Source organism: Gordonia sp. 135 (assembly GCF_009720185.1).
Lineage (GTDB): Bacteria > Actinomycetota > Actinomycetes > Mycobacteriales > Mycobacteriaceae > Gordonia > Gordonia alkanivorans.
In genome coordinates, this window is the sequence record NZ_CP046257.1 from 1,674,325 (window position 1) to 1,691,533 (window position 17,209).

The 17,209-nt window shown below is 68.0% G+C and carries 17 protein-coding genes; 10 read left to right on the top strand and 7 right to left on the bottom strand.

What is annotated here, in order from left to right; translation table 11 throughout:
• Nucleotides 1-37: 37 nt before the first annotated feature.
• Complete coding sequence (locus GKZ92_RS07690; RefSeq protein ID WP_006357705.1) at nucleotides 38-538, top strand: TspO/MBR family protein; 501 nt, start codon at nucleotides 38-40, stop codon at nucleotides 536-538.
• Here GKZ92_RS07690 and rocD read toward each other — a convergent pair.
• Complete coding sequence (gene rocD, locus GKZ92_RS07695; RefSeq protein ID WP_006357706.1) at nucleotides 530-1,777, bottom strand: ornithine--oxo-acid transaminase; 1,248 nt, start codon at nucleotides 1,775-1,777, stop codon at nucleotides 530-532. The genes GKZ92_RS07690 and rocD overlap by 9 nt on opposite strands.
• The gene (locus GKZ92_RS07700; RefSeq protein WP_006357707.1) at nucleotides 1,747-2,148 is read right to left on the bottom strand and encodes a hypothetical protein; all 402 of its coding nucleotides are present in this window, start codon (nucleotides 2,146-2,148) and stop codon (nucleotides 1,747-1,749) included. Before GKZ92_RS07700 ends, rocD begins: the two co-directional genes overlap by 31 nt.
• Before the next feature lie 255 nt (nucleotides 2,149-2,403).
• Between GKZ92_RS07700 and GKZ92_RS07705 the strand changes: the two genes are divergently transcribed.
• Entirely contained in the window at nucleotides 2,404-2,850 is a 447-nt protein-coding gene (locus GKZ92_RS07705; protein ID WP_006357708.1) for an Lrp/AsnC family transcriptional regulator, read from the top strand.
• Between the two features lie 231 nt (nucleotides 2,851-3,081).
• Nucleotides 3,082-4,167: a 3-deoxy-7-phosphoheptulonate synthase gene (locus GKZ92_RS07710; RefSeq protein ID WP_006357709.1), complete on the top strand. Its 1,086-nt coding sequence runs from the start codon at nucleotides 3,082-3,084 to the stop codon at nucleotides 4,165-4,167.
• A gap of 36 nt (nucleotides 4,168-4,203) precedes the next feature.
• On the opposite strand, the gene GKZ92_RS07715 is transcribed toward GKZ92_RS07710, so the two are convergent.
• Together GKZ92_RS07715 and trhA are read right to left on the bottom strand one after the other, a co-directional pair.
• On the bottom strand, nucleotides 4,204-5,838 hold the full coding sequence (locus tag GKZ92_RS07715; protein ID WP_035750507.1) for an alkaline phosphatase D family protein: 1,635 nt from the start codon (nucleotides 5,836-5,838) through the stop codon (nucleotides 4,204-4,206).
• Between the two features lie 337 nt (nucleotides 5,839-6,175).
• Nucleotides 6,176-6,850 (bottom strand): PAQR family membrane homeostasis protein TrhA, encoded by a 675-nt coding sequence (gene trhA, locus GKZ92_RS07720; RefSeq protein ID WP_006357711.1) that lies wholly within the window; start codon nucleotides 6,848-6,850, stop codon nucleotides 6,176-6,178.
• A gap of 114 nt (nucleotides 6,851-6,964) precedes the next feature.
• On the opposite strand from trhA, the gene GKZ92_RS07725 reads away from it, so the two are divergent.
• Complete coding sequence (locus tag GKZ92_RS07725) at nucleotides 6,965-7,747, top strand: isoprenyl transferase (RefSeq protein WP_006357712.1); 783 nt, start codon at nucleotides 6,965-6,967, stop codon at nucleotides 7,745-7,747.
• On the opposite strand, the gene pdxR is transcribed toward GKZ92_RS07725, so the two are convergent.
• Nucleotides 7,706-9,208 (bottom strand): MocR-like pyridoxine biosynthesis transcription factor PdxR, encoded by a 1,503-nt coding sequence (pdxR, locus tag GKZ92_RS07730; protein ID WP_006357713.1) that lies wholly within the window; start codon nucleotides 9,206-9,208, stop codon nucleotides 7,706-7,708. The two genes, GKZ92_RS07725 and pdxR, sit on opposite strands and share 42 nt — an antisense overlap.
• Before the next feature lie 97 nt (nucleotides 9,209-9,305).
• Here pdxR and GKZ92_RS07735 point away from each other — a divergent pair, with 97 nt between their 5' ends.
• Complete coding sequence (locus GKZ92_RS07735) at nucleotides 9,306-10,100, top strand: SDR family oxidoreductase (protein WP_006357714.1); 795 nt, start codon at nucleotides 9,306-9,308, stop codon at nucleotides 10,098-10,100.
• Complete coding sequence (locus GKZ92_RS07740) at nucleotides 10,097-10,585, top strand: carboxymuconolactone decarboxylase family protein (protein ID WP_006357715.1); 489 nt, start codon at nucleotides 10,097-10,099, stop codon at nucleotides 10,583-10,585. The genes GKZ92_RS07735 and GKZ92_RS07740 overlap by 4 nt, the downstream gene beginning before the upstream one ends.
• Before the next feature lie 90 nt (nucleotides 10,586-10,675).
• Here the strand turns inward: GKZ92_RS07740 and GKZ92_RS07745 are convergent, their stop codons facing one another.
• Nucleotides 10,676-11,839, bottom strand: coding sequence for an acyl-CoA dehydrogenase family protein (locus tag GKZ92_RS07745; protein WP_006357716.1), 1,164 nt, complete (start codon nucleotides 11,837-11,839; stop codon nucleotides 10,676-10,678).
• Between the two features lie 71 nt (nucleotides 11,840-11,910).
• Between GKZ92_RS07745 and GKZ92_RS07750 the strand changes: the two genes are divergently transcribed.
• Entirely contained in the window at nucleotides 11,911-12,483 is a 573-nt protein-coding gene (locus GKZ92_RS07750; RefSeq protein WP_006357717.1) for a TetR/AcrR family transcriptional regulator, read from the top strand.
• 20 nt (nucleotides 12,484-12,503) lie between these two features.
• Here GKZ92_RS07750 and coaA read toward each other — a convergent pair whose 3' ends face one another.
• Nucleotides 12,504-13,445, bottom strand: coding sequence for a type I pantothenate kinase (gene coaA, locus GKZ92_RS07755; protein WP_006357718.1), 942 nt, complete (start codon nucleotides 13,443-13,445; stop codon nucleotides 12,504-12,506).
• Nucleotides 13,446-13,571: 126 nt separating this feature from the next.
• Between coaA and GKZ92_RS07760 the strand changes: the two genes are divergently transcribed.
• The 3 genes from GKZ92_RS07760 (at nucleotide 13,572) to GKZ92_RS07770 (ending at nucleotide 17,074) form a co-directional block, all read left to right on the top strand.
• Entirely contained in the window at nucleotides 13,572-14,792 is a 1,221-nt protein-coding gene (locus GKZ92_RS07760; protein WP_006357719.1) for a hypothetical protein, read from the top strand.
• A gap of 33 nt (nucleotides 14,793-14,825) precedes the next feature.
• Nucleotides 14,826-16,133, top strand: a complete 1,308-nt coding sequence (glyA, locus tag GKZ92_RS07765; RefSeq protein WP_035750511.1) for a serine hydroxymethyltransferase — start codon at nucleotides 14,826-14,828, stop codon at nucleotides 16,131-16,133.
• 68 nt (nucleotides 16,134-16,201) lie between these two features.
• Entirely contained in the window at nucleotides 16,202-17,074 is an 873-nt protein-coding gene (locus tag GKZ92_RS07770) for an acyl-ACP desaturase (protein ID WP_006357720.1), read from the top strand.
• Nucleotides 17,075-17,209: the final 135 nt, after the last annotated feature.

The following is a 17,209-nucleotide window of genomic DNA, read 5'->3' on the forward strand; positions in this document are numbered from 1 at the left end:
GCAGGTGTCGGATCCGTCCGGACGGGTATTGATGAGTATGCGCATCTCCACTCTGATCGGGACCTCGCTCGCCACCGCCGCAGCCGGTGCCATCGGCAGCGTGGTGACCAAACCCGCTGTCGAGACCTGGTATCCGCGGCTGAAGAAGCCGTCGTTCGTGCCGCCGACCTGGGTGTTCCCGGTGGCCTGGACCGCCCTCTATGCCGACATCGCGGTCACCTCCGCCACCGCGATCGACGGTTTGGGCGAGTCGCCGGCCCGAGAAGAGAAGCAGGCGTACCTCGCCGCGCTCGGTGCCAATCTCGCTCTCAACGGGGCGTGGAGCTGGATCTACTTCGGCAGAGGGGCGCTGGGTACCGCGTCGGTGGCCGCCGCGGCCCTCACGGTCAGCAGCGCCGACCTGGCCCGGCGTACCGCGGCCGTGAATCCGCCGGCCGGGGCCGCGCTCGCCGCCTACCCGGCGTGGTGCGCCTTCGCCACGGTCCTGTCGACGTCGACCTGGTGGCTCAACCGCGACCGTGAGCGCGTATCACACTGACCGGGATCGCAGCTCGTCCAGCGATTCGGCGAATCGTTCGATCGCCCAGTCGATCTCCTGAACGGTGATGACGAGGGGAGGCGCGAGCCGAAGCGTCGATCCATGGGTGTCCTTGGCCAGGACGCCGTGCTCGGCGAGGCGGAGGCAGAAGTCCTTGCCGGTGCCGAGCACCGGATCGAGATCGATACCAGCCCAGAGTCCCAGACCGCGGGTCGCGACGATGCCGCGGCCGACGAACTCCCTCAGCCGCGTGTGTAAGTGGTCGCCGAGGTCGGTGGCGCGTTCCTGCCAGGTGCCGTCGGCGAGCATGTCGACGACGGTGTGGCCGATCGCCGCGGCGAGGGGGTTCCCGCCGAAGGTCGAGCCGTGCTGTCCGGGGTGGAGGACGCCGAGGACATCGCGGTTCGCCACCACCGCGCTGACCGGTACGATCCCGCCACCGAGCGCCTTGCCGAGCAGGTAGACATCGGGTACGACGCCCCAGTGTTCGACGGCGAAGGTACGTCCCGTGCGACCCAGGCCCGATTGGATCTCGTCGGCGATCAGCAGGACGTCGTTGTCGGTACACAGAGCACGTACCCGCGGGAGGTAGTCATCGGGCGGGACGATGATCCCGGCCTCGCCCTGGATGGGTTCGAGCAGGATGCCGACGGTCGTCTCGTCGATCGCGGCAGCGATCGCCTCGACGTCGCCGTACGGGACACGGACGAAACCCGGTGTGTACGGACCGAATCCGGCGCGAGCATCAGGGTCGTCGCTGAACGAGATGATCGTCGTGGTGCGGCCGTGGAAATTACCGCCGGCGACGACGATCGTCGCGCGGCCGTCGGGGACGCCCTTGACGTCGTAACCCCACTTTCGGGCGACCTTGATCGCAGACTCGACGGCCTCGGCGCCGGTGTTCATCGGCAGCACCATCTCCTTGCCGCACAGTTCCGCGAGTGCGGCGCAGAACGGTTCGAGACGATCCGAACGGAACGCACGACTGGTGAGGGTGACCCGTTCGATCTGTTCGAGTGCCGCGGCGACGATCCGCGGATGGCGATGTCCGAAGTTGACCGCCGAGTACGCGCCCAGACAGTCGAGGTGGCGCTTGCCGTCGACGTCGGTGATCCACACACCCTCGGCGGTCGCAGCGGTGACCGGGATCGGGGAGTAGTTGTGTGCCACATGCGGTTCGGCGTCGGTCGTGGAACCTGCAGAAGATGTCACACCGTGGGGGATGAGCGTGTCGGACATGAGCGTATCTCCTGGAGTTCCAATGTGCAGCACTTGACCCTGCCGCCGCCCTTGAGCAACTCGGAGAGATCGACGGTCACCGGCCGGAACCCGGCCTCGCGCAGCTCTGCCTCGAGATGCGGTGCGCGATCGGTCATCACGACGTCGAGTCCGTCGGAGACCAGGTTGAGGCCGAGCACGGCCGCGTCGGCGTCGGTGGCGATGATGGCGTCGGGGAACAGCTCGTCGCGCAGTCGGCGTGAGCGTGCGGAGAATGCGGCGGGGTGGTAGGCGATCGTGCGGTCGTCGAGGACGCCCAGCGCGGTGTCGAGGTGGTAGAACCGCGGGTCGACAAGTTCGAGGGTTCGTACACCGATCGCAGGGTGTGCCATTGGGCGAGGGCCCGGTCGGTGTCCACCGGAACCGAGGTGTCCATCCAGGGATTGATCGCATAGGACACCGTGAAGTGCACGGGCGGGGTCATCGCGTAGGTCCTTGGCCGCGCCTGGCGTACCGGGGGCGCGGCGATACCCGGGCTCGTCAGCGTCATGAATCGAGCGTATCGTCGGCAATCTATGCAAACAATCGCCGTGGATTGCGTATGAGTGCAACAAAACGTCACAGCACTAGAGGGGAGTGGTCATCCATTGCGTACGCTCGACGATCTGGATGAGAAGGTGATCGCCTGCCTCACCCGTGACGCCCGCGCGACCTATGCCCAGATCGGTGACGAGGTCGGGCTCTCCGCCCCCGCGGTCAAGCGTCGGGTCGACCGTCTACTCGACGACGGGGTGATCCGGGGATTCACCGCCATCGTCGATCCGCACGCGATGCAGTGGACGACCGAGGCCTATGTGCAGGTGTACTGCCGCGGCAACATCTCGCCGGACGAGCTCAAGGCGTCGTGGGAACCGATCCCGGAGGTGGTCAGCGCGGCGACCATCTCGGGTCAGGCCGACGCCATCCTGCGGGTGCGGGCCCGCGACGTGCGCCACCTCGAGCAGGCACTCGAACGCATCCGTGCCGCCGGTCCGGTGGACAAGTCCGAGTCGATCATCGTCCTCAGTGAACTGATAGACCGCGGTCACCCGTAGACCGCGTTGTGTTAGTGTTGTCGCCGTGATCAGCACCGTGCGCGCATATTGGCGCTTTATCGAGGCTCCGGGTGGGGCCACGATGAAGCGCTGACCAAGCGCGCGCACGTAACACCCGGAGCCCGAGCAGCGACCCTACGGTCGCTGCTCTTGTCGTTTTGAGCGGGGCTCCACCACTAGGCGTGCCCCGGTTGGACCACCGACAGGGCATGACCTCGAAAGGCACACACCGTGACCACTCTCCCGGATTCCACGCGTACGGCAGACAAGGCCGAATCGACCTCTGATCGTCGGATCAAGTCCTTCCGTCCGATCCCGTCTCCCGACACCGTCCGCGCCGAACTGCCCCTGACCGCGCGTCGTGCGCTCGCCGTTGCCCGCGACCGTGACGAGATCGCCGACATCCTCGCCGGCCGCGACGACCGTCTTCTCGTGATCGCCGGACCGTGCTCGGTGCACGATCCGATCGCCGCGATCGACTACGCACGGCGTCTGGCGCCGCTGGCCGAGGCCTACGCCGATCGTCTGAAGATCGTCATGCGGGTCTACTTCGAGAAGCCGCGCACCACGGTCGGGTGGAAGGGTCTGATCAACGACCCCGGCATGGACAACACCTTCGACGTCGAGCGCGGTCTGCGGACCGCCCGGTCGTTGCTGCTCGACATCATCGACCTCGGACTGCCCGTCGGCTGTGAGTTCCTCGAACCGACCAGCCCGCAGTACATCGCCGACGCCGTCGCGTGGGGCGCCATCGGCGCCCGCACCACCGAGTCGCAGGTGCACCGCCAGCTCGCGTCGGGCCTGTCGATGCCGATCGGCTTCAAGAACGGCACCGACGGAAACGTCCAGGTCGCCATCGACGGTGTGAAAGCCGCTGCGGCTGAACATGTCTTCTTCGGAGTCGACGACTTCGGCAACGGCGCGGTCGTCGAGACCGCGGGCAACGAGGACTGCCACATCATCCTGCGTGGCGGCACCCGCGGACCCAACTTCGACGCCGAGTCGATCGCGTCTGCGGCTGCGGCCCTGGACAAGGCCGGTCTGCCCGCACGCGTGATGATCGACTGCTCGCACGCCAACTCCGGTAAGGACCACATCCGCCAGGCGGAGGTCGCGACCGAGATCGCGGCGATCCTGCGTGCCACTCGCGAGGCCGGCGAGGCGTCGAACATCAGCGGCGTCATGCTGGAGAGCTTCCTCGAGCCCGGCGCGCAGTCGACCGACGCCACCCCGCTGGTCTACGGCAAGTCCGTCACCGACAAGTGCATGGGCTGGGAGGCCAGCGCCACCGTCCTCGACGCGCTCGCGCGCGCCTGACCCTTCGATACGCCCCTCCGCAAGCTCCGGGGCTACTCAGGGAGCGGATTGGCCTACGTCGACTTCGGGAGAGGCGTCGGGAATCGTGACGACGGCGCGTCGTCGCAATGAGCCGCGTGGTGACCGCACCGATGGCGCCACGCGGAACTCGGCCTCCCAGCGGTCGCGGTACACGCGATTGAGCAGGTAGCCGCGCTGGGAGTTGCCGAACCGCACGTGCGGCGAGGCGGCCTTCAATGCGCGGTCGCCGTCGTCGCTGTCCTCGCCGTCGCCGCCGGAGGTGATCGACGTCGTGGCGAGTTCGATTCCGCGGGTGGGGGAGTCGTCGACGTAGTCGGCCCGTAGGTCGGCGACGACACTCCGGTGGATGTCGCCGGCGAGGGAGACGAGGTTGTGTACGCCGCGGCGTGCCGCCCCGTCTAGGACGCGTCGTCGCGATGCCTCGTAGCCGCTCCACCCGTCCATGCTGACCGCCCGCGACCCGCCGCGCGCGAGGTCGGCCATCGGGACCTGCTGGGCGAGGACATCCCATCGGGCGTTACTCGACGCCAGGCCGTCGAGTAGCCAGCGTTCCTGCGCGTCACCGAGGATCGTCCGGGACGGATCCGCGGTGCGGGCGTTCTGCGGGGAGTCGTTGTCCCCGTTGGCCTGATCGTCGCGGTGGCTGCGGGTGTCGAGGACGTTGATCTCCGCGAGGTCGCCGAAGGCGAGACGCCGATGAGCGCGGATGACGGTGCCGTCGGGTCGTGCGGTGGTCCGCACCGGGGTGTTCTCCCACCATGCCCGCAATGCACTGGCGCGCCGGAGAGCGAACTGCGACATGGTGGTCTCATCCTCGGGAATCGTTGCGGCCCAGTTGTTGTCGACCTCATGGTCGTCGAAGGAGATCACGAACGGCGACATCGCGTGGGCCTGTTGCAGGTCAGGGTCGGACTTGTAGAGCGCGTACCGCTCCCGATAGTCGTCGAGGCCGACTGCCTCGTGGGTCGCCGATGCCGGCCGGGTCGCGCCGCGGCGGGCGTCGAGCGGGATCGGCTTCTCGTAGATGTAGTCGCCGAGGTGCAGCACCAGATCCGGTGCGTGCGCCGCCATGTCGGCGAAAGCGTGGTAGTAGCCGTCAGCCCAGTTCTGGCACGACGCCACGGCGATCGACAGCGCACCCGGCCGGGCGGTCGGGGCCGGCGCGGTGCGGGTCCGGCCGATCGGCGAGATCTCGCCGAGTGCCCGGAAGCGGTAGAAGTGGTCGGCGGCCGGGGCGAGTCCGCGCACATCGACGTGGATGCTGTGGCCCCATTCCGGCGTCGCGTGGGCGGTCCCCCGGCGCACGACACGCGTCATCGATGCGTTTGTCGCGATCTCCCAGTCGACGCGGACCGGACGTGAACCCATCCCTCCTCCTGGGGCGAATGGGTTGCGCGCCAGTCGCGTCCACAACACGATGCCGTCCGGCAGGGGATCGCCGGAGGCGACGCCGAGCGCGAACAATGATCCGGACGACCCCGGGGTGGGGGTCGCAGGTGGGGTGGCGCCGAGAAGCCCGGGGGTGAACGCGAGTCCCGTCACCAGTCCTGTTGCGGTGAGGAATCGTCGACGGGTGGCGCCGCTACGAAGAGTGAGGTCGGGGTCCACCCGTAGTGCGGCACCGGACGGACCACGATCAGTTCTCGTCACGGCCCCACCCGATCACCCACGGCTGACCTCCACGGCACCGGCAGGAATCGGGCACATGATGTTCGGGTGAAGAAGGGTTTGTGTGCGCGGCACAGGCGGCGGTGGGTACCTGGTCCCTCAGGGGGACGACGGTCGGCCCTACCGCCGGGCGCCGATCCGGGGTGGGATTACGAAGGGGGGGCCGCGGGGTTGGGGTCGCGGAGTGGTGGAGGGAGGCGAACCGAGATGATGGACCAGATGATGCAGATGTGTCACCACATGACGATGTGGATGCACGGTATGGGCATGATGCCGCCGATGCACATGTGAACCCTCGGTGCGGGTCGGCGAGCGGATACTACCCCGCGACGACCAGCCAGGCGGCGGCGTAGTGGAGTAGTGCGGCGACCGCGGTGCAGAGGTGGAAGACCTCGTGGTGACCGAAGGTTCGCGGCCACGGGTTGGGCCAGCGCACCGCGTACAGGACTCCGCCGACGCTGTAGAGGACGCCGCCGAGGGCCAGCAGGATCATGATCAGGTAGCCGGTCTGTTCGACCAGCGCCGGGGCGACCACGACGATGACCCAGCCGAGCAGGATATAGAGCGTGACGCCCAGCCAGCGCGGGGCGCCCGGCCAGAGGATCTTCAGCAGCGAGCCGCCGAGCGCACCCGCCCACACGATGCCGAGCACCCACCAGCTCACCGGCGACGGCAGGCCGAGGGCGCAGAACGGTGTGTAAGTGCCGGCGATGAAGAGAAAGATCATCGCGTGGTCGGCTCGCTTCATCCGGATGCGGGCACGCGCCGTCTTCCACGGGATGCGGTGATAGGTGGCGCTGACGGTGAAGAGTCCGACGACGGTGATCGCATAGATCCCACACGTCAGCGCGGCGACGGCGCCGTCGAGGATCGCGGCCCCGATGACCAGCGCGAGACCGGCGACCGCTGCCACATAGGCGGAGTAGTGGTGGATCACGCCGCGCAGGCGTGGTCGATCGGCCACGTCCGGGGGCGGGCTCGACAGTGTGTTCACAAACCTACGGTACCGTAAGTTACTCGACTGTAGGGAGGCTCGCGGAGGTCGGCGGGGTCATTCTGCTCGCATCGCGGCGCGTAAGGTGTCCCACGTGACACGAGGCCGCGAAGGATGAAGCTGCTGCCGGATCGGGTGCGCCGTCCAGCTCTCACCATCTACGAACGTCGACTCATCCAACTCCTCGACACCCAGCGCCTACCGCGGCATGTCGCGATCATCTGCGACGGCAATCGTCGCTGGGCGCGCGAGGCGGGATTCGACGACGTCAGTCACGGACACCGCGTGGGTGCCCAGCGCATCGCCGACATGCTCGGCTGGTGCGCGGGCCTGGGCATCGAGGCCGTCACCATCTATCTCCTCTCCACCGAGAACCTGAACCGCTCGTCGGACGAGCTCGACGCTCTGCTCGAGATCGTGCCCGACATCGTCGACGAGATCTCCTCGCCCGACGGCGACTGGTGCATCCGCATCGTCGGCACCCTCGACGCCCTGCCCGAGGCCGTCGCCGGGCGCCTGCGGGTCGCGGCCGAGCGCACCAGCGAACGAGACGGCATGAACGTCAACGTCGCCGTCGGGTACGGCGGACGGCAGGAGATCGTCGACGCGGTGCGGGCGTTGCTCGACGAGAAGCGTGCCGCCGGCGCCACTGCCGAGGAGATGATCGAGGCGGTCACCGTCGAGGCGATCGACGCCAACCTCTACACCAAGGGGCAGCCCGATCCCGACCTCGTGATCCGGACCTCCGGAGAACAGCGGCTGTCGGGATTCTTGCTGTGGCAGAGCGCCTACTCGGAGATCTGGTTCACCGACGCGTACTGGCCGGAGTTCCGCCGGGTCGACTTCCTGCGCGCGCTACGGGACTACTCGGCGCGCAGCAGGCGATTCGGCAAGTAGGTCGCGAAGGGCCTGCAGGTCGGCGGTGAAGGTCGACGCCGCAGGCGTACCGAACCCGACGACCAGACCGCCGTGCGGCAGGGGGTCGGCGTCCGGGTGACGGAACAGCGACAGTCCGACGAGCCCGATCCCTCGCCTGAACGCTTCGTGAACGAGTGCACCCTCGTCCGCGTGGTCGACGGGTATGACGGCATGCAGTCCGGCGGCGATGCCGGGTAGACCCAGACCGCACGCGGTGACGGCCTCGACGAGTGCGTCGCGGCGCTGTCGATACACCTGCCGGCTGCGGCGGATGTGTCGGTCGTACGCGCCGGAGTCGATCAGGTCGGCGAGGATCAGCTGGTCGACGATGCTCGCGTCGCCTTCTCGTACTCCCTTGGCGTTCATCACGACATCCATCAGATGAGGTGGCAGTGCGAGCCACCCGGCGCGCACGGCGGGGGAGAGGCTCTTGGACATCGAACCGGCGTGGATCACCACATCCGGGCCGAGTGCCTGCAGTGCACCGACCGGGTCGCGGTCGTAGCGGAACTCGCCGTCGTAGTCGTCCTCGACGATGACCGCGCCGGTGCGCCGAGCCCACTCGATCACCTGCATGCGTCGCGCCGGGGACAGTGGGACCCCGGTCGGGAACTGGTGGCTCGGGGACAGCAGGACCGCCGCGGCGCCACTGCGTTCGAGGTCGTCGATCACCATCCCCTCGTCGTCGACGGCGATCGGGACCACTCTGGTGCCGCCCCGTACGACTGCCTGCCAATGGAAGGGCAGGCCGTGACCCTCGACGGCGAGGACGTCGCCGAAGACAGTGCGTGACAACAGTTCCAATGCGGACTGGACCGCGGTGCCGAGCACGATCAGGTCGGCGGTGGTCCGGACGCCGCGCGTCCGGCTCAGGTACCCGCTGAGGGCGCGACGCAGTTCGGCCCGGCCCTGAGGGTGGGTCGGTGCAAACACCTCGTCCCCGGCACCGGTGAGAACCCGACGGGTTGCGCGAATCCAGTCGGTTCGCGGGAACATTCCCGCGCATGGTTGTCCGAGCGAGAAGTCGTGCGGGAAGCGGAAAGGCGAAGGCGTCGAGGGGCGTTCATCGGCTTTCCGGTTGCTCGCGGTCTCGGGATGTGCCGCGCCGTCGGCCACGCGTGTGGCGGAACCCTGGCGGGCGGTCAGCCAACCCTCCGCGATCAACTCCTGATACACGGCCGACACCGTGCCGCGGGCGAGGCCGAGGTCGGCGGCCAGCGAACGGTACGGCGGCAGTGCGGTTCCGGCGGGCAGGCGGCCGTCAAGGATGGCCGATCGCAGGGCCTCCGTGAGCGTTCGGCGCAGCGTCGCGCCGCGACCGCGTGCGCTGGCCCCCGGGTCCGGTTGCAGGTCGAGAAACAGATCGGCGCCGAGGCGCGCAGCCACCTCCGCCCACGGGTCGGTGGCGGTCGCGCTCGGATTGACCCTGTTTTCTTCCATCGGATTGGACCACTTTCTTGTGCTAATCCCGCACTAGCCTAAGTCCTGAAACCGAAGAACAGACAAGAGGCCGACGATGTCGGTGAGGAGGGGCGAGATGAAGATCGTGGTGATCGGGGCAAGCGGGGTACTGGGGAGCCGGGTGGCGGACCTGCTCGCCGAGCGCGGCAACGAGGTGGTGCGGGCGAACCGAGGCGCCGGGGTCGACGCCTACACCGGGGAGGGGCTGGCCCGGGCGATGTCCGGTGCCGATGTCGTGGTCGACTGCCTCAGTGTCGAGACGCTGAGCGCGAAGAAGGCCGTCGACTTCTTCCGGACGACGGCGCGCAACATCGGGCGAGCGGCGACCGCAGCCGCGGTCGGGCACGTCGTCTGCGTCTCGATCGTCAACGCGGACGATCCGACGGTGAACGCGAAATTCGGTTACTACCAGGGCAAGGCGGCTCAGGAAGCCGCCTACCGCGATGTCGTCGACCCGGCGACGCTGACCATCCTGGCGTCGGTGCAGTGGTTCGAACTCGCCGAACAGATGATGGGACGAATGGCTGTCGGTCCCGTCGCGATCGTGCCGAAGATGCGGTGTCGCCCCGCGGCCGCCGAGGACGTGGCGAAGGTGGTCGCGGACACCGCCACGGCGGGTCCGGTGACCGCCGACGCCGGCGGTGTTCGCAAGATCGAGGTCGCCGGGCCCGCCGAGATGAACCTCGTCGACGTGGCGAAAGCCGTTGCGGCGCAGCGAGGATCGCCGCGCTGGATCATCGGGGCGGCCGTAGGCGGATCGGCGATCCGAGGCGGGGGACTCGTGCCCGCGAATCCGGACGTGATCACCCCGACCACGCTCGAACAATGGCTCGCCCAGCGTTCCGGCGCGCACGCGGGTAGTGCGAGATGAGCGTGCGCCCGCGCCCGTCGACACGCATGTGGATCCCGCAGGACAATCCCGCCGTCTACAAGGCGCTCGTCGCGCTGCAGCGGGCGTCGTCGGCGGGTGTCGACGTCGAGATCGGCGAGCTGATCTCGATGCGGGTGTCGCAGCTGAACGGTTGTGCGTACTGCCTGCACATGCATGCCGGGGACGCGCTGGCCGCACAGATCGACCCGCACAAGCTGCTGATGCTCGCCACGTGGCGTGAGGCGGGGTCGCTGTTCTCGTCACGGGAGCGGGCGGTCCTCGCGCTCGCGGAACAACTCACGCGACTCGGCGAGGGTGGTGTCGACGACGCGGTGTTCGACGATGTACGAACATGTTTCGACGCGGCCACCACCGGCCAGCTGGTCGCGGCGATCGTGATGATCAACGCCTGGAACCGGATCGCCGTTGCCGGTGGGTACCCCGCGGGCCTGGACGAACGGCGTGTGTCGCAGGCCGCCGGCTGACCGCTGGTTGTCGCCGGCGGGTGTCCGCGGCGCTCCTCTCACCTCATCCGGCAGTGGGCTCATCATCCTGCGCTACGCGCATCAGCCGCGTTACACCATTGCGAACGGCGAGATCTCCATGCCGATCTCGAGAGAAGCGGCGATCTCCCGGATCTCGTCGTAATCGAAGACGACGTGGCCGGACAGGACGTCGACGTCTCGGCGCGCACGCTGCATCGGGTGGTCGAGGAAATGCACGCTTGCGCCCGATGCCTCGAGCAGGGTGCCGATCACCGCTCTCGATTCGTTCACGATCCGGGCCGCGGCGAGACGCGCCTGCGCACGCGTGCGGATGTCGACCGTCCCTCCGGCAGCGAGGATTTCGTCGATGGTCGCCGTGGTCTGCGCAAGCAGGCCCCGAAGAGCCTGTAGCCGGATTCGCGCGTCGCCCAGGCGAATCCGCGCTGCTGGCTTGTCCTTCTGCTTGACCATCTGGTAGGCGAGGACCCGTTCGGAGAGTCGTGCGGCGTACAGGTCGGCGACCCGCTCGGCCGTGCCCAGGGCGGGCATCGCGGCAAGCAGGGCGAGAGCGGGGACCATCGGCCAGCGATACGAGTAGTTGTCGTGCAGGGTCGCGCCAGGTGTCCTGCCCGCGTAGAGATCTCGAACTCGGACGGTGCGGTGCGCCGGTACGAAGGCGTTCTCGACGACCACGTCGTTGGACCCGGTCGCCCGCATGCCGTCGGTGTGCCAGACGTCCTCCACCCGCGCGTCGTCGATCGGCAGGAGCGCGAGGACGGCGTCGGGTCGGTCGCCGGTGACGATGGCACCCACCATCACCCAGTTGGCCTCCATGATGCCGGTCGCCCAGGACCAGCGCCCGGACACGGAGAAACCGCCATCCCGCGGCTCCGCGGTGCCGGTCGGTGCCAGAGGTGCCGGTGCGAGGTACGGGCGGTCGGCGAACGCCTCCTCCTGCGCCGCCTCGCTGAACAGTGCGGTGATCCAGCCGTGCAACGTATAGAAGCCCAGCGTCCAGGCGCTCGACGTGCAGCCGTGGGCCAGCCGCCGGACATGGTCGAGGATCTCGGGGAAGGGTGCCTCGAGTCCGCCGAACCTACTGGGGATCAACAGATCCAAGAGGCCGGAGTCGGTCGCGTCGCGGATGGTCTCGGCGGGCAGTTGCCGAAGTTCCTCCGCCCGGCCCGCGCGCTCGGCCAGGGAGGCGATGAATTCGTCGGTGATCAGCACCGTGCCGGATGTCGGGGTGTCCACGGATCGGAACGTAACATACAAAAAAGTATGGGGTGTCTGGTTCGGGCCAGAACCGCGGTTAGGGTGAGGGAATGGGGCGAGCGCAGGAGGGTGGCGGCGGCCACCTGTCGGCCGACGACTGGATCGAGCTCGGGTACGCGATCCTGGCCGAGGACGGATTCAAGCAGATCAAGATCGACACCGTCTGCAAACGCATGGGAGTCACCAAGGGCAGTTTCTACTGGCACTTCAAGGACATCGCGGCCTATCGTTCGGCGCTGGTCGCACGGTGGGGCGAGTGGAACGACGAGGAACACCAGAACTTCGCGGCCCTGGCCGACCTACCGCCGCGCGACCGCCTGCTGGGCTTGATCGCCCAACTGACGAGCCCGAGGCACTGGATGATCGAACGGGCGATGCGGGAATGGGCACGCTCGGATCCGAATGCCGAGGCGAGTATCCGGACGTCCGATCGTCGTGCGCGAGAAGCGGTGCGCCGGTGTCTCCTCGACCATGGAATGGATCCGAAGACCGCGTCGGTCCGGTCCAACTGGATCTTCGCGATGGGCATCGGGGCGCTGCACCTGTCCTACTCCGAGGAGGACCGCGCGTCCGCCGGACGCCACAGCGCGGAACTGGTGGACCTGATGCTCACACCGACATGATGGTCACGTCGGCCTGATGCTCACAGTTTGCGCAGGCGTACCCGGTTGATGGCGTGGTCGACGTCCTTGCGGAGCACCAGCGAGGCCCGCGGGCGGGTGGGCAGGATGTTCTCGATGAGGTTCGGCCGGTTGATCGAGGTCCACAGGTCCCGCGCCGCGGCCGTGGCCTGCTCGTCGGTGAGCGAGGCGTAGGCGTGGAAGTGGGAGTCCGGGTTGGCGAACGACGTGGTCCGCATCTGCAGGAACCGGGAGATGTACCACTCCTCGATGTCCTCGATCTTGGCGTCGACGTAGATCGAGAAGTCGAAGAGATCCGACACCATCAGCGTCGGGCCGGTCTGCAGGACGTTCAATCCCTCGAGGATGAGGATGTCGGGTTGCCGCACATAGTGATAGACGCTCGGCACGATGTCGTAGGCGAGGTGCGAGTAGACCGGCGCGGCCACCTCGCGCGCACCCGACTTCACCTCGGTCACGAACCGGAGCAGCGCACGCCGGTCATACGACTCGGGAAAACCCTTGCGATGCAAGATCCCTCGACGCTGCATCTCCGCCGTCGGCAACAGGAAGCCGTCGGTGGTGATCAGGTCGACCTTCGGATGCGACTCCCACCGGGCGAGCAACGCCGCGAGCACGCGAGCCGTCGTCGACTTGCCGACTGCGACACTGCCGGCGATACCGATGACGAACGGGACCTGCCGGTTGACCTGACGCTCGCCGAGGAAGGTCGAGGTGGCCGCAAAGAGTCGTTGGCGCGCAGCGACTTGCAGATGGATCAGACGCGAGAGGGGCAGGTAGACGTCGGCGACCTCCTCGAGGTCGATCTGCTCACCGAGACCCACGAGTTCGGCGAGCTCGTCCTCGTTCAGCACGAGGGGCATCGACTCACGCAGTTCGCGCCACTGCCGGCGGTCGAGTTCCAGGTACAGACTGGGGTCCCGATCACTGGCATTGCGAGCCATCAGCGCAGCTCCGGGGTCATGGTGAGCGCGGCTGCCCGGGTCGTCATGCGTAACAGCTTAGGGCCCACCTCTCGCCGCGACGCGGTGGGTCCGCGCGGTGCGTCCGCTCGCGGTAACGTGCCCGGTATGCCGGCCGATCACGCGACCCCCGACCTCGTCACCGACTACCTGCGGCTGGGGTTGGCGTTCGATCGGCTCGAAGAAGGTTTCGTCGACGCGTTCACCGGCGACCCGGCACTGCGCGCCGAGATCGCCAACGGACCCGCACCCGACCCGGCGCACCTGGCCGCACAGGCGCGGGCCCTGCGCGCCGACCTCCCCGGTGATCTCCCCGCGGACCGGGCGGAGTTCATCGGGTCCCACCTGCGGGCGCTCGAGTGCTCGGCCCGCAAGTTCGCCGGCGACGACATCTCCTTCGTCGACGAGGTCAACGCCTACTTCGACGTCGACATCGCCCTCGCCGACCCCGACCGCTACCGGCAGGCCCACACCGAACTCGCCGACGCACTCGGTATCGCCGATGCCAGCGGCGAGGATCTCCGCGACGCCTACGCCGCTCATCGTCGGGCCGACGAGATCCCCGCCGACAAGGTCGACGAATGCGTCCGGGCGTTCAGTGGTGCCCTTCGCGAACGTGTCCGCGCGCAGTATCCGTTGCCGGACAACGAGATCGTCGACTTCGAGGTCGTCACCGACAAGCCGTGGTCGGGGTTCAACTACTACCTCGGCGACTACTGGTCGCGGGTCGCGATCAACGCCGATCTGACGCAGTACATGTCGTCGCTCCCACACCTGATCGCCCACGAGGCCTACCCCGGCCACCACACCGAGCACTGCCGCAAGGAACAACTGCTCGTGGGCGCCGGGCAGCACGAGCAGTCGATCTTCCTCGTCAACACCCCGCAATGCCTGATGGCCGAAGGGCTCGCGGACCATGCCCTGACCGCCATCATGGGCAAGGAGTGGGGCGGCTGGGCGCAGGAGATCTACGCCGACCTCGGCCTGCGCTTCGACGCCGACCGGGCGACGCGGGTGGGACGGGCGACCTCCGGGCTCCTCACCGTCCGTCAGGACGCGGCCCTGATGCTGCACGACCAGCACGCCGACGCCGACACCGTCGCCGACTTCCTCCAGACGTGGTTGCTCGCACCGCCCGAGCGTGCCCGGCAGATGCTGCGCTTCCTCACCTCGCCGCTGTGGCGGGCGTACATCAGCACCTACGTCGAGGGTTACCGACTGCTCGAGAGTTGGCTCGACGCCGCGGACGACCGTGCCGCGGCCTTCGGACGGCTGCTCGACGAACCGCTCATCCCGGCGAGCCTGCGCCGTGAGCTGGTAGCGGGTTAGGGGATCGCGGCGCAGGTCCCTAGACTTGTCGCCATGACCGCGAACTCGTCATCCGTGAACTCGATGTCCCTGGCGGAGCTCGACCCCGACGTCGCCGCCGCCATGAACGGCGAACTCAGCCGTCAGCGGGACACTCTCGAGATGATCGCCTCGGAGAACTTCGTGCCGCGCGCGGTGCTGCAGGCGCAAGGCAGCGTGCTCACCAACAAGTACGCCGAGGGTTACCCGGGACGTCGTTACTACGGCGGCTGCGAGTACGTCGACGTGGTCGAGGACATTGCCCGCAATCGCGCCAAGGAACTGTTCGGCGCCGACTTCGCCAACGTCCAGCCGCATTCGGGCGCGCAGGCCAACGCGGCCGTGTTGCAGGCGCTGATGGAGCCGGGGGAGACCATGCTCGGTCTCGATCTCGCCCACGGCGGTCACCTCACGCACGGCATGCGCCTGAACTTCTCCGGCAAGCTCTACGAGAACGCCTTCTACGGCGTGAGCAAGGAAGACTTCCGGATCGACATGGACGAGGTGCGCAAGATCGCCCTCGACGTGAAGCCGAAGGTCATCGTCGCCGGCTGGTCGGCCTACCCGCGGACCCTCGACTTCGAGGCGTTCCGCTCGATCGCCGACGAGGTGGGCGCACACCTGTGGGTCGACATGGCGCACTTCGCCGGGCTCGTCGCCGCGGGCCTGCACCCGTCGCCGGTGCCGCATGCCGACGTCGTCAGCTCGACCGTGCACAAGACCCTCGGCGGACCCCGCTCCGGCATCATCCTCGCCAAGCAGGAGTGGGCCAAGAAGCTCAACTCGGCCGTGTTCCCCGGCCAGCAGGGCGGACCGCTCATGCACGCGATCGCCGGCAAGGCCGTCGCGCTCAAGATCGCCGGTACCGAGGAGTTCGCCGAGCGGCAGCGCCGCACCCTGTCGGGCGCGAGCATCCTCGCCGAACGCCTCAACGGTGAGGACGTCGCCAAAGCCGGCGTCTCGGTCCTGACCGGCGGCACCGACGTCCACCTCGTGCTCGTCGACCTGCGCAACAGCGACCTCGACGGCCAGCAGGCCGAGGATCTGCTCCACCAGGTCGGGATCACGGTCAACCGGAACGCGGTGCCGTTCGACCCGCGTCCGCCGATGGTCACCTCGGGTCTGCGCATCGGCACCCCCGCGCTGGCCACCCGTGGCTTCGGCGACGAGGAGTTCACCGAGGTCGCCGACATCATCGCGACGGCGCTCGCCGCAGGTTCGTCGGCGGACGTCTCGGCCCTGCGTGGCCGGGTCTCCAAGCTCGCCCTCGACTTCCCGCTGTACGAGGGACTCGAGGAGTGGGGACTGATGAGCCGCATCTGAGCCGTGGCCGACCGCTCGGATGTGACCTGAATTGCCCCGCGCCGAGCGGCGTCCGTATCCTTGCAGCGATGAACGCACTCACTGAAGACGACCTGATCATCGCGCTCGAGAAGGCTCTTCCCGAGATCGCGGAAGACCACCAGTCGGCCGCCACTCCGTGGAACCCGCACGACTGGGTGCCGTGGGACGAGGGACGCAACTTCGCCTTCCTCGGCGGCGACGACTACGACCCGTCGCAGGCGACACTGTCGGACGAGGCGCGTGCCGGGCTGCTGGCTCTGCTCCTCACCAAGGACAACCTGCCGTCGTACCACCGCGTGCTGGCGAAGCACTTCCCGGCCTTCTCCGAGTGGCGTCAGCTGATCGGTGTCTGGACCGCGGAGGACAACCGGCACTCGATCGTCCTGCGCGACTACCTCGTCGTGCGCCGCGCGATCGATCCGGTGGATGCCGAGAACCGGCGACTCGTCCACGTCACCAAGGGTTACCGGCAGACCCCCGAGCAGGTCGACCCGCTCGGACCGCTCGATGTGCTCGCACTGATGGCGGTGCACGAGAACCAGTGCGTCAGCTTCATCAAGCGACTCAGCGCGATCGCCGCCGACGACGTCCTGGAGCAGATCCTCACCAAGATCGCCGCCGACGACCAGCAGCAGGCCAACACCTTCGGTGCGTTCCTCAACGCCGGCATCATCGCCGATCAGGACGCCACCGTCATCGCGATCGACTCGGCCCTGGCGCTGGGTCGGGCCGAGGCGATCGGCCACGACATCGATGATTTCGATGCGGAGCGGGCGCTCCTGGCCGACTACGAGAACGAGGACACGTGGCGCGAGATCGCCGCGACCCTCGCCGATGCGGTCAAGCTCGACTCCATCGAGGGTCTGGGCGACGAGGCCGAGGCGGCGCGTCAGCGCATCCTCTCCCGCGCCCGCGGCTAGACACCGGGACACTTTCCCTACACGCGCGCACGGCGCCATCAGGACGACAAATGTCCTGGTGGCGCCGTTTGCGTCCCTGGGTCAGACGATACTGCGGTTAACGCGAAATTCACGCCGACACACCTGACTCCGGCG

What these genes read in the sequence shown, in the direction of transcription:
- GKZ92_RS07690 (WP_006357705.1), top strand. Translation starts at nt 38, where the DNA reads ATGCGCATCTCCACTCTGATCGGGACCTCGCTCGCCACCGCCGCAGCC.
- rocD (WP_006357706.1), bottom strand. Translation starts at nt 1,777, where the DNA reads ATGTCCGACACGCTCATCCCCCACGGTGTGACATCTTCTGCAGGTTCC.
- GKZ92_RS07700 (WP_006357707.1), bottom strand. Translation starts at nt 2,148, where the DNA reads ATGGCACACCCTGCGATCGGTGTACGAACCCTCGAACTTGTCGACCCG.
- GKZ92_RS07725 (WP_006357712.1), top strand. Translation starts at nt 6,965, where the DNA reads ATGAAGCTGCTGCCGGATCGGGTGCGCCGTCCAGCTCTCACCATCTAC.
- pdxR (WP_006357713.1), bottom strand. Translation starts at nt 9,208, where the DNA reads ATGGAAGAAAACAGGGTCAATCCGAGCGCGACCGCCACCGACCCGTGG.
- GKZ92_RS07735 (WP_006357714.1), top strand. Translation starts at nt 9,306, where the DNA reads ATGAAGATCGTGGTGATCGGGGCAAGCGGGGTACTGGGGAGCCGGGTG.
- GKZ92_RS07740 (WP_006357715.1), top strand. Translation starts at nt 10,097, where the DNA reads ATGAGCGTGCGCCCGCGCCCGTCGACACGCATGTGGATCCCGCAGGAC.
- GKZ92_RS07750 (WP_006357717.1), top strand. Translation starts at nt 11,911, where the DNA reads ATGGGGCGAGCGCAGGAGGGTGGCGGCGGCCACCTGTCGGCCGACGAC.
- coaA (WP_006357718.1), bottom strand. Translation starts at nt 13,445, where the DNA reads ATGGCTCGCAATGCCAGTGATCGGGACCCCAGTCTGTACCTGGAACTC.
- GKZ92_RS07760 (WP_006357719.1), top strand. Translation starts at nt 13,572, where the DNA reads ATGCCGGCCGATCACGCGACCCCCGACCTCGTCACCGACTACCTGCGG.
- glyA (WP_035750511.1), top strand. Translation starts at nt 14,826, where the DNA reads ATGACCGCGAACTCGTCATCCGTGAACTCGATGTCCCTGGCGGAGCTC.
- GKZ92_RS07770 (WP_006357720.1), top strand. Translation starts at nt 16,202, where the DNA reads ATGAACGCACTCACTGAAGACGACCTGATCATCGCGCTCGAGAAGGCT.